General features: G+C 66.6%; 8 protein-coding genes, 1 tRNA gene and 2 rRNA genes (1 of these 11 cut by a window edge). 7 read left to right on the top strand and 4 right to left on the bottom strand.

Annotation, left to right across the window (positions count from 1 at the left end):
- The 3 genes from ACLQ7T_RS12010 to ACLQ7T_RS12000 all read left to right on the top strand — a co-directional run.
- Positions 1 to 773, top strand: a 23S ribosomal RNA gene (locus ACLQ7T_RS12010) (it extends 2,015 nt beyond the left edge of the window).
- Between the two features lie 68 nt (positions 774 to 841).
- Positions 842 to 956: ribosomal RNA gene (gene rrf, locus ACLQ7T_RS12005) — 5S ribosomal RNA — on the top strand.
- 60 nt (positions 957 to 1,016) lie between these two features.
- Positions 1,017 to 1,093: transfer RNA gene (locus ACLQ7T_RS12000), tRNA-Met, on the top strand.
- Between the two features lie 537 nt (positions 1,094 to 1,630).
- Here the strand turns inward: ACLQ7T_RS12000 and ACLQ7T_RS11995 are convergent.
- The 4 genes from ACLQ7T_RS11995 to ACLQ7T_RS11980 are packed head-to-tail and all read right to left on the bottom strand — an operon-like array spanning position 1,631 to position 5,793.
- Positions 1,631 to 2,515, bottom strand: coding sequence for an NAD(P)-dependent oxidoreductase (locus ACLQ7T_RS11995; protein WP_420479643.1), 885 nt, complete (start codon positions 2,513 to 2,515; stop codon positions 1,631 to 1,633).
- Between the two features lie 24 nt (positions 2,516 to 2,539).
- Positions 2,540 to 3,841 carry an MFS transporter gene (locus tag ACLQ7T_RS11990; protein ID WP_420479642.1) on the bottom strand — a complete coding sequence of 434 codons (1,302 nt, stop codon included), beginning with the start codon at positions 3,839 to 3,841 and terminating at the stop codon, positions 2,540 to 2,542.
- A gap of 54 nt (positions 3,842 to 3,895) precedes the next feature.
- Positions 3,896 to 4,888 (bottom strand): transketolase family protein, encoded by a 993-nt coding sequence (locus ACLQ7T_RS11985; protein ID WP_420479641.1) that lies wholly within the window; start codon positions 4,886 to 4,888, stop codon positions 3,896 to 3,898.
- Between the two features lie 26 nt (positions 4,889 to 4,914).
- Positions 4,915 to 5,793: a transketolase gene (locus tag ACLQ7T_RS11980; protein WP_420472133.1), complete on the bottom strand. Its 879-nt coding sequence runs from the start codon at positions 5,791 to 5,793 to the stop codon at positions 4,915 to 4,917.
- 176 nt (positions 5,794 to 5,969) lie between these two features.
- Between ACLQ7T_RS11980 and ACLQ7T_RS11975 the strand changes: the two genes are divergently transcribed.
- The 4 genes from ACLQ7T_RS11975 to ACLQ7T_RS11960 all read left to right on the top strand — a co-directional run.
- Positions 5,970 to 6,905 (top strand): LysR substrate-binding domain-containing protein, encoded by a 936-nt coding sequence (locus tag ACLQ7T_RS11975; RefSeq protein ID WP_420479640.1) that lies wholly within the window; start codon positions 5,970 to 5,972, stop codon positions 6,903 to 6,905.
- A 74-nt stretch (positions 6,906 to 6,979) separates the two neighbouring features.
- Positions 6,980 to 8,296 (top strand): carbohydrate porin, encoded by a 1,317-nt coding sequence (locus ACLQ7T_RS11970; protein ID WP_420479639.1) that lies wholly within the window; start codon positions 6,980 to 6,982, stop codon positions 8,294 to 8,296.
- A gap of 175 nt (positions 8,297 to 8,471) precedes the next feature.
- Positions 8,472 to 8,846, top strand: a complete 375-nt coding sequence (locus tag ACLQ7T_RS11965) for a BlaI/MecI/CopY family transcriptional regulator (RefSeq protein WP_420479638.1) — start codon at positions 8,472 to 8,474, stop codon at positions 8,844 to 8,846.
- A partial coding sequence (locus ACLQ7T_RS11960) for a M56 family metallopeptidase (RefSeq protein WP_420479637.1) occupies positions 8,843 to 10,000 on the top strand: 1,158 nt, incomplete at its 3' end. The genes ACLQ7T_RS11965 and ACLQ7T_RS11960, both read left to right, overlap by 4 nt.

Here is a 10,000-nt window from a genome sequence, read left to right as displayed (position 1 = left end):
AGGATAGGTGGGAGACTATGAAACCGGGGCGCCAGCACCGGTGGAGTCATCCTTGAAATACCACCCTTACTGTCGTTGACGTCTAACCGAGGGCCGTTATCCGGTCCCGGGACATGGCGTGGTGGGTAGTTTGACTGGGGCGGTCGCCTCCCAAAGTGTAACGGAGGCGCGCGATGGTGAGCTCAGAGCGGTCGGAAATCGCTCGTCGAGTGCAATGGCATAAGCTCGCCTGACTGCGAGACTGACAAGTCGAGCAGAGACGAAAGTCGGCCATAGTGATCCGGTGGTCCCGCGTGGAAGGGCCATCGCTCAACGGATAAAAGGTACTCTAGGGATAACAGGCTGATTTTGCCCAAGAGTCCATATCGACGGCAAAGTTTGGCACCTCGATGTCGGCTCATCACATCCTGGGGCTGGAGCAGGTCCCAAGGGTATGGCTGTTCGCCATTTAAAGTGGTACGTGAGCTGGGTTCAGAACGTCGTGAGACAGTTTGGTCCCTATCTGCCGTGGGTGTTCGAAGCTTGAGAGGATCTGTCCCTAGTACGAGAGGACCGGGATGGACGTACCTCTGGTGGACCTGTCGTGGCGCCAGCTGCGCAGCAGGGTAGCTATGTACGGAATAGATAACCGCTGAAAGCATCTAAGCGGGAAACTAACCTCAAAACAAGGCTTCGCTGAGGATCGTGGAAGACTACCACGTTGATAGGCCAGGTGTGGAAGTGGGGCGACCCATGAAGCTGACTGGTACTAATAATCCGATCGGCTTGATCGTTTCTCAGCAAAACTCATTCGATCTTTGAATAGACAATGTCTTCTCCAATCCACTGACCGCCTGGTTGACCCGGTGGCTATGTCGGAGGTTCCCCACCCGATCCCATTCCGAACTCGGTCGTTAAGCCCTCCAGAGCCAATGGTACTTCGTCTTAAGGCGCGGGAGAGTAGGTCGCCGCCGGGTCTACCAGTCGGTCAGCGGATTAGAAAAACAACTCGAACAGCTTCCATCACACCCCACTGCCGCGGGATGGAGCAGCCCGGTAGCTCGTCAGGCTCATAACCTGAAGGTCGCAGGTTCAAATCCTGCTCCCGCACCCAAATCAAAACCCCCGTGCCCATGGCCCGGGGGTTTTTGCTGTCCCCAACAAACCAACCCGACAAACACCCCTGAACGCGGCTACACAGCCCCCTGCCTCCAAAAGTGCCAATCCGACGCCCGCCGCGCCGGCGCCTGGGTCGCCGCGCAATCCGGACGGCGCTGTGCCATGTCCGGTCAACGGCATCGGCGGGGACCTGGAGCGCGGCCTTGTTCAACGGACGGGTCGGGCATCGACGCCGACGATCTCCGTTCCGGCGGCGGCTCCTTCAGGCGCGCCGCTCCGGGACCCACGACGCTGACTTGCTGTCATCCAGGTCAGGGGCGCTGACCCTGGGGACCGCAGCGAGATCCATGCCCGGCGCGCCGCCGGGTCCCGACCGCAACAGGGGCGGAAACGCGGGCAGGGGGTGGCAGGGCGCTCTCCGGCCGGGCCTTCCGGGCCCGAAGCGGCAGGCCCGGCCCTGCGCAAGGCCCACGCGAAAACGGCCCGTCGCGGGGGCGACGGGCCGTTCGGGCGCGCAGGGATGGGGGAGGAGTCAGCCCCGCGCAGCCAATCCGTTGAGCAGGGCGTAGCTTCGGATCACCTGGCTGTCGTCGGCCCGGCCATCCCCCCGTCCGGAGGTGGCGACAAACAGTTGGTGCGCCGCCGCCGCCAGCGGCAGGGCGGCCTGGCTGTCCCGCCCGGCGGCCAGGACGATGCCCAGATCCTTGACGAAGATGTCGACGGCGCTGGTCACCTCGGGATCGGCCTGAAGCATGCGCGGGCCCCGGTCGTTGAGCATCCAGCTCGCGGCCGCCGAGCCGCCGGTGATCTCGAGCGCCACCTTGGGATCGACGCCCATCTTCTCGGCCAGCGACAGGGCCTCGGCGGCCACGGCGATGTGGGCGCCGCACAGCAGCTGGTTGACGGTCTTGACCATCTGGCCCTGACCCGCCGCCTCGCCGACATGGAACAGCTTGCCGCCGAAGCCTTCGAAGAGCGGCTTCAACTCTTCGAACAGGGCCGTTGGGCAGCCGGCCATGATGGAGAGGCTGCCGGCCTTCGCTCCGGCGGTGCCCCCGGAGACCGGGGCGTCGACGAAGCGACGCCCCGCGGCCGTGACCCTGGCGGCCATGGCCTCGGCCTCCTTCGGCAGGCAGGTCGCGGTCAGGACCACGGTCCCGCCTTCGGGAAGGGCCTGCAGCGCCCCGGCCTCGAACAACACCTGTTCGGCCTGGGCGGCGTTGACCACCATCAGCATCAGGACGTCGGCGCCGGCGGCGGCTTCCACTGCAGAGGCCACCGCCCTGCCGCCGGCCGCGGCGAGGGCCTGGCCCGGCTCGGGCCGCAGGTCGAAACCCTGAACCGCGTGGCCGGCGCCAATCAGGTTCCGGGCCATCGGCAGACCCATGGCTCCAAGGCCGACAAAACCGACGATCATGATGCTACTCCGGTACGGGAAGGATCAGCGATTGACGCTCTTGGGCACCCGGAAGACGAGCAGCATGCCGAAGAGGACGATCGCGGTGATGGTGTAAAGGCCCCAGCTCAGATGGCCGGTGGCGTTGACCACGGCGCCGATGACATAGGGCGAGGCGAAGCCGGCCACGTTGCCGATGGCGTTGATCGCCCCGATACCGGCGGCGGCCCAGACCCCGCCGAGGAAGGCCGGCGGCAGGCTCCAGAACATCGGCGTCGACGACAGCAGGCCGGCGGCCGCGAAGGCCAGGCAGATCACCGACAGGACCAGATTGTTCGAGAAGGACGGGGCCAGGGCCAGGGCGATCGCGCCCATCGACATCGGAATGATCAGGTGGAAGCGGCGCTCGCGACGTTTGTCCGCGCTGATGCTGAACGAGATCATGGCGATGGCGGCGGCCAGGAAGGGGATGGCGCTGATCAGGCCGTTGGCGAACGGGCTCTCGACCCCGGCATTCTTGACGATGCTGGGCAGCCAGAACGAGATCGCATACTGGCCCATCACGATGCAGAAATAGATGGCCGTCAGCAGCCACAGGCGACGGTCGGCGAGGAACTGCTTCACCGACATGTGGGCGGTGCGCACGGCGTCGTCGGCGTCGAGGTCGGCCTGGACGGCCTTCTTCTCATCGTCGCTGAGCCATTTCACGTCCGACGGCTTGTTCGGCAGGAAGGTGAAGACCAGCAGGCCGGCGATGATGGCCGGGATGGCCTCGATGATGAACATCCAGCGCCAGCCTTCCCAACCGGCGTATCCGGCCATGCTTTCCATGATGAAGCCGGACAGCGGGGCGCCGACGATGCCGGCGGTCGGGATGCCGAGCAGCAGCAGGGCATTGGCGCGCGAGCGGCGGGCCGCCGGGAACCAGTAGGTCAGGAACAGCAGGGCGCCGGGGGCGAAGCCCGCCTCGGCCACGCCGAGCAGGAAGCGCAGGGCGTAGAACTGCCACTCCGTATGCACGAAGCCGAAGCCGCAGGAGATGATGCCCCAGGTGATCATGATCCGGGCGATCCACTTCTGGGCCCCGACCTTGTGCAGGATCATGTTCGAGGGAACCTCGAACACGGAATAGCCGATGAAGAAGATCCCCGCGCCCAGTCCGTAGACCAGATCCGAGAAGCCCAGATCCGACTGCATCTGCAGCTTGGCGAACCCGATGTTGATCCGGTCGATGTAGGCGACCAGGAAGCACAGGAAGAGGAACGGCATCAGCCGCCACAGGATCTTCTTGTAGGTGGCGTTCGACGCGATGGTCGGCGCCGGTTTCGGCAGCGTGGTGTCAGTCACGGTTTTCCTCCCCGTTTCATCCCGGTGTTCCGGGTCTGATGCGGCTGACGGTCCTTATTCGGACAGCCAGCCCTTGATGCTCGTGGTCATGGCCTTGGTCGAGATGCCGTAGCGATCGTGCAGCGTCGGCAGGGCGCCGGCGTCGAGGAAGGCGTCCGGCAGGGCGACCTGTTTGAACGGTGCGAACACGCCCGCGCGCAGCAGGGCGGCGGCCACGCCTTCACCCAGTCCGCCGATGACCGAATGGTTCTCGGCCACGACGACCAGACGGCCGGGCTTCGCCTTCACCGCCTCGATGATGGTGGCTTCGTCCAGCGGCTTGATGGTCGGGACGTGCAGCACGCCGGCTTCAATATTGTCGGCCTTCAGCGCGTCGGCCGTCTCCAGCGCGCGCATGGTCATCAGGCCCGACGAGATGATCAGCACGTCCGCGCCTTCGCGGATCGTCTTCGCCTTGCCCAACTCGAACGTGTAGCCGTACTCGTCCAGCACCGCCGGAACCTTGCCGCGCAGCAGGCGCATGTAGGCCGGGCCGCGATGGTCGGCGAGGGCCGCGGTCGCCTGCTCGATCTCGACGGCGTCACAGGGGTCGATGATGGTCAGGTTCGGCATGCCCCGGAAGATCGCCAGATCCTCGGTCGCCTGGTGGCTGGGGCCGTAGCCGGTCGTCAGGCCGGGCAGGGCGCAGACGACCTTCACGTTCAGGTCTTCCTCGGCGATGGCCAGACACAGGAAGTCATAGGCGCGGCGCGCGGCGAACACGGCGTAGGTGGTCACGAAGGGATGGAAGCCCTCGCGCGCCATCCCGGCGGCCGACATCATCAGCAGCTGCTCGGCCATGCCCATCTGGTAGAACCGGTCGGGGTGAGCCTGCTGGAAGATGTGCAGGTCGGTGTACTTGCCCAGATCGGCGGTCATGCCGACGATCTCCGGACGGGTTTCTGCGGCCTTGGCCAGGGCATGGCCGAAGGGGGCGGAGAGGGTGCGCTGACCTTCGGCGGCGATCGAGGCGATCATGGCCGAGGTCTTCAGGCGGGGTGCGGGCACGGTGTTCAGATCCTGATTTGTCGGCTTCAGATGTCGGCGTTCACGACGCCGCCGGCGGCGACCCAGCCGTCATCGACGGCCTTGAGGGCGAGATCCCACTCCTCCTCATCCACGCGGATGAAGTGGGTCTTCTCGCGCTGCTCGAGGAAGGGCACGCCCTTACCCATCAGGGTGTCAAAGATGATGATGCGGGGCTTGGCGTCGGTCAGTTCGCGGGCGGCGTCGAAGGCGGCGATCACGGCCTCGATGTCATTGCCGTCCACGCGCTGGGCGAACCAGCCGAAGGCGTCGAACTTGGCCTGCAGGTCCGGCGCGCTGAGCACCTCCTGCGAGGGACCGTCGGCCTGCTGGTTGTTGAAGTCGACCAGGGCGATCAGGTTGTCCAGCTTCCAGTGCGGGGCCGACAGGGCGGCTTCCCAGGTGGAGCCTTCGCCCAGTTCGCCGTCTGACAGCAGGTTGTAGACGAAGCGGTCCGAGCCCTTGCGCTTCAGGCCCAGCGCCATGCCGACGGCGATGCCCAGACCCTGGCCCAGCGAACCGCCCGAGATCTCCATCCCCGGCGTGTAGGAGGCCATGCCCGACATCGGCAGGCGGCTGTCGTCCGAGCCGTAGGTGTCGCGCTCCTCGAACGGAATGATCCCGGCCTCGATCAGCGCCGCGTACAGGGCGATGGCGTAGTGGCCGATCGACAGCAGGAAGCGGTCACGACCTTCCCATTCCGGCTCGTTCGGGCGGTAGGACAGGGCGCGGAAATAGGCCACGGCCAGAACGTCGGCGACGCCGAGCGCCTGGCCGACATAGCCCTGACCCTGGACGGCGCCCATGCGCAGGGCATGTTTTCGGATGTGATAGGCGCGCCGGGCCAGTTCGACGGACGGCATATTGCCGGGAGTGGGATCGCTCACGCGGGTTCCTTCGATGCGCGCGGCGGGAAGGGACGTGCGCGGAAGGACGGCCGGAAGGGCCGTGGATCGACGCCTGTTTCCTCCCCGGTTCGCGGGTGTCTTCGTTGCGGCGGATAAGGGGCGAAGGTGTCGAGGGTGACAAATGCTATGTTTACACGGACGGGTGAATATTGTTCATGTCCGGTATGAACATTGCCTTCGGTTCTCTTCGCGCGTTTGACGCCGCCGCCCGGCACGGCTCCTTCCGTCTGGCGGCCGAGGAGTTGAACCTGTCGCCCAGCGCGGTCAGTCACGCGATCTCCAAGCTGGAGAAGTCGCTCGGCGCCCTGCTGTTCGACCGCAATGGCCGGTCCCTGAGCCTGACCCAGAACGGTCAAACCCTGCACAAGCATGTCGAGGAGGCGTTCAGCCATATCCGCGTCGGGGTCACGGCGGTGTCGGCGCGTCAGGCTCAACTGCTGCGCCTGCATACGGCCCCCAGCTTCGCCGCCCAGTGGCTGACGCCGCGCCTTTCGGATTTTCTGGAGAAGCATCCGGGGATGGAAGTGCGGATCGCGGCCAGCACCGATTACAGCCGGTTCGCGGCGGACGAGTTCGACGCCGATATCGTCTACGGCAAGCCGGAGAACGATAGTCTGATTGTACACTCACTGGGGCGGGAGGTGGTGAAGCCGATGTGCAGCCCCGCCATGGCCGAACGGATCAGGACGCCCGATGACCTCTACAAGTTGACCCTCATCCGCAGTTCTCTGAAGGCCGTGACCTGGGAGGACTGGTTCCGCGCGAACCATCTGAAGGCGCCCGAGAGCGTGGGCATGCGCTTCGATCGCAGCTTCATGTCCGTGCAGGCCGCGGCGGACGGACTCGGCGTTTGTCTGGACTCCACGCGGCTGGCGGAGCGCGAACTGGCCAGCGGCAGACTGGTCGCGCCGCTGGATGGTCAATGCGACAACCTCATCTACGCGCCGCACTATCTGGTCTATCCGAAGCGCAACGCCCAGCGCTCCATCGTCGTCGCATTCGCGCGGTGGCTGATTGGAGAACTGGCCAAGGATCCCTCGGCCAATCGGGAACCTCTGGTTAGAGGTGAAACGGATTCACCTGTTGGATAAATCTTCGCGTTTGTCATCTGACAGCGCTTTCCGAACTTTCCCGCCGATGACCCGAAGAGGTCCGGAGGGAACAGATGCACTTCAAACACCCGGTTCGGCGGCTTGCCGGCGCAGGTCTGCTGACGCTGATCTGCGCGACGTCCGCTTTCGCCCAGACACCGGCCGCGCCCGCTCCGGCGTCGGCCTTCGCCAACACCATGACCGGCGACTGGGATGGTCTGCGCGATCGCCTGAAGGATCGGGGCCTGACCCTGACGGCGGGCGAAATCACCGAGACCGCGTGGAATGCGATCGGCGACACGCCGCAGTTCGTCCGGACCTCCGGCCAACTCAGCCTCGGCGCCACCCTTGATGCGAACCGGATGTTCGGCATCGAGGGCGGCAAGTTCCAGATGACGATCAGCAACCGGCACGGCAACGCCCTGACCAACGACTCGCCCCTGGGCGTGATCCAGCAGGTGCAGCCGGTCTATGGTCGCGGGCAGGTCTGGCGTCTGAGCCAGTTCTGGTACGAGCAGAGCTTCACGGGCGGCTCGTTGAAGCTGGGGCGCATGAGCTCGGCCGAGGACTTCGCCGGCGCGGCCTGCGATTTCCAGAACCTGACCCTGTGCGGCTCGGCCCCGGGTCATATCGCGCATGACGTCCTCTACAACTTCCCGGTCAGCCAGTGGGGCGCGCGCCTCAAGCTGAATGTCGCGCCCGAACACACCGTCTCGGTCGGGGTCTATGAATCGAACCCCGAGAACCTGCGTCCGAGTCAGGGCTTCAACTTCGCATTCGATGTCGACGACGGCTTCCTGACCATGGTCGAGACGGCCTGGACGCCGACCTTCGGGGACAACCTGACCGGCAGCTACAAGGTCGGCGGCTGGTACGACACGGCGGACGTTCCCGACATTGCGACGGATGTGAACGGCGACTGGATCGCCCTGACCGGCCTGCCGGGGCAGGAGCGCAGCGGGCGCTACGGCTTCTACGCCAATGTCGTTCAGACCCTGCGGGCTCCGGATGCGGACGGTCGCAACGGGGTGAAGGCGATGGTCAACGCCATCGTCACCGATCCGCGCACCAACAATCTGCAGGGCAAGGTCGCTGTCGGCCTCGCCTGGACCGGCCCCATCGCCGCCCGTCCAAAGGACGAAATCGGCTTCGCCGTCGGCGCCAGCGGCTACAACCCGCGCCTCACCGACAGCCAGCAGGCCCAGATCGAAGCCGGGACGCGCACCCTTCCGGCCGCCAGCCGGGAGTATGTGGCCGAGGTTTACTACGGCTTCCGCGCCACGCCCTGGCTGACGCTGCGGCCCAATCTCCAGCTTATCCACCACCCCGGCGGCCGTGAGGACCGTCCTGACATGGTCGTCGGCGGATTGAAGACCGTCTGGACGTTCTGAACGCGTCTGTAAGGTTCAGCCTGTCCCTGACGCGAAGGCCCTGCCCCGGTCCCACCCCGGGCAGGGCCTTCTGCTATCCGCCGCCACATTTCCACGAGTTCATTCGCCCGCCCTGATCCTGACGCAATTCGCTACAAATGTAGCGCTACAAGTGTAGTGAACGGGGAATGACGCAATGATCGAGACGCTGCCCAGGCGTGAACGCGAGGTGTTCGAGACCCTGTGTCGCCTTGAACAGGGGACGACCGGCGCGGTCCGGGCGGCCCTGACCGATCCGCTGAGCGACTCCGCCGTCCGGACCCTGCTGGCCCGCCTCGAAGCCAAGGGGCTGGTGGAGCGGGAGCCGGGGGAGGGCGGGGTGGTCTATCGCCCGGCGCCGGAACCGGAGGCGCTGGCGACGGGCGCCCTGCGCCGGATGGTCGACACCTTCTTCGCCGGTTCGGCGGCCAGCGCGGCGACGGCCCTGCTGGGTCTGACCCGTTCCCTGAACCCTGAGGAGGTCGAGGCCCTGCGCCGTGCGATCGACGACGCCGGGGACCGGGACGCATGACTGTCACCCTGTTTATCGAACTCCTGCTCAAATCCGGCGTGATCGCTGGCGCGGGCCTGCTGGTTTCAGCGGCCTTGCGGGCCCGTCCGGCGACGGACGTCGTGGATGTGCTCCGCGCCACGGTCCTGCTGCTGCTGGCCCTGCCGGCCCTGATGCTGGTGTTGCCCGCGCTTGCAGTGCCCTTGTTGCCCGCGTCGGAACCGATTGCGGAAGTCGCTGCGGCGCCGTTGTGGAGCGGGGACATCGGCGCGGTCGGCGGCGTCGCCGTCTCCGCCTCGGTGTCCGACCTGTCGCCGACCCTGATTGCGGCGCTGGTGTGGGCCGTCGGGGTTGTGCTGATCCTTGGCCGCTTTGCGTTGGGCCTTCTGACGCTCGTTCGGTGGACCCACGCCGGCAAGCCGGTGACGGCATCCCGCTGGACGACCGCTCTGGACACCCTGTCCAGCGGACGGCGCCCTCGTCTGATCGCCTCGGCGTCCACGCCCGCCCCCCTGAGCTGGGGGCTCCCGCCGGGGGTGGTGCTGATCAGCGAGGAGCTGGCCGCTCGCCCGGACTGCGCCCAGGCCGTGCTGGCTCACGAGTTGGCCCACATTCGCCGCCGGGACTGGCTGTTCCTGCTCTTGTCCAGAGCTGCTGTGGCGTTGTTCTGGTTCAACCCGCTGGTCTGGTGGCTGCACGCCCGGCTGGCGGCCCGCACGGAGGATGCGGCGGACGCGGCGGCCCTCAGACATCTGGCGCCCGAAGCCTATGCCCGGACCCTCGTCGGTCTGGCCGCCGACGTCGGCCGCCCCGCCGGCCGCGTCGCCGGCCTCGCGGCAGTGGGGCTGACCGGCCCCGCCCATTCCCTGTCGAAAAGGATCACCCGCATCATGAAGACGCCTCGCAACGCGCCGTCCCGTCCCCTCGTCCTCGCCCTGGCTGTCGGAGGCCTGGCGGTCGTCGCCACGCCGCTGGCCGCGCTCGAACTGACTTCGCCCGCCTCTGTCCTGTCAGCGGCGGAGACGCCGACGACCGGTCAGGCCGCCGGCGCGCGCCAGGTGATCGTGCTGACCGACGAGCACACCGTGCAGGTCGCCCCGCCGGCCCCGCCCGCTCCGCCGCCCCCTCCCGCGCCGGTTTCGCAGGCCGAGGCGCCGGTTCCGCCGGCCCCGCCC

The sequence above is a fragment of the Brevundimonas sediminis genome (assembly GCF_048799765.1).
In the GTDB taxonomy this organism is placed as follows: Bacteria; Pseudomonadota; Alphaproteobacteria; order Caulobacterales; family Caulobacteraceae; genus Brevundimonas.
Note: the sequence above shows the minus strand (reverse complement) of the source record. Positions and strands in the feature narration are given on the sequence as shown.

What these genes read in the sequence shown, in the direction of transcription:
- ACLQ7T_RS11975 (WP_420479640.1), top strand. Translation starts at nt 5,970, where the DNA reads ATGTCCGGTATGAACATTGCCTTCGGTTCTCTTCGCGCGTTTGACGCC.
- ACLQ7T_RS11970 (WP_420479639.1), top strand. Translation starts at nt 6,980, where the DNA reads ATGCACTTCAAACACCCGGTTCGGCGGCTTGCCGGCGCAGGTCTGCTG.
- ACLQ7T_RS11995 (WP_420479643.1), bottom strand. Translation starts at nt 2,515, where the DNA reads ATGATCGTCGGTTTTGTCGGCCTTGGAGCCATGGGTCTGCCGATGGCC.
- ACLQ7T_RS11965 (WP_420479638.1), top strand. Translation starts at nt 8,472, where the DNA reads ATGATCGAGACGCTGCCCAGGCGTGAACGCGAGGTGTTCGAGACCCTG.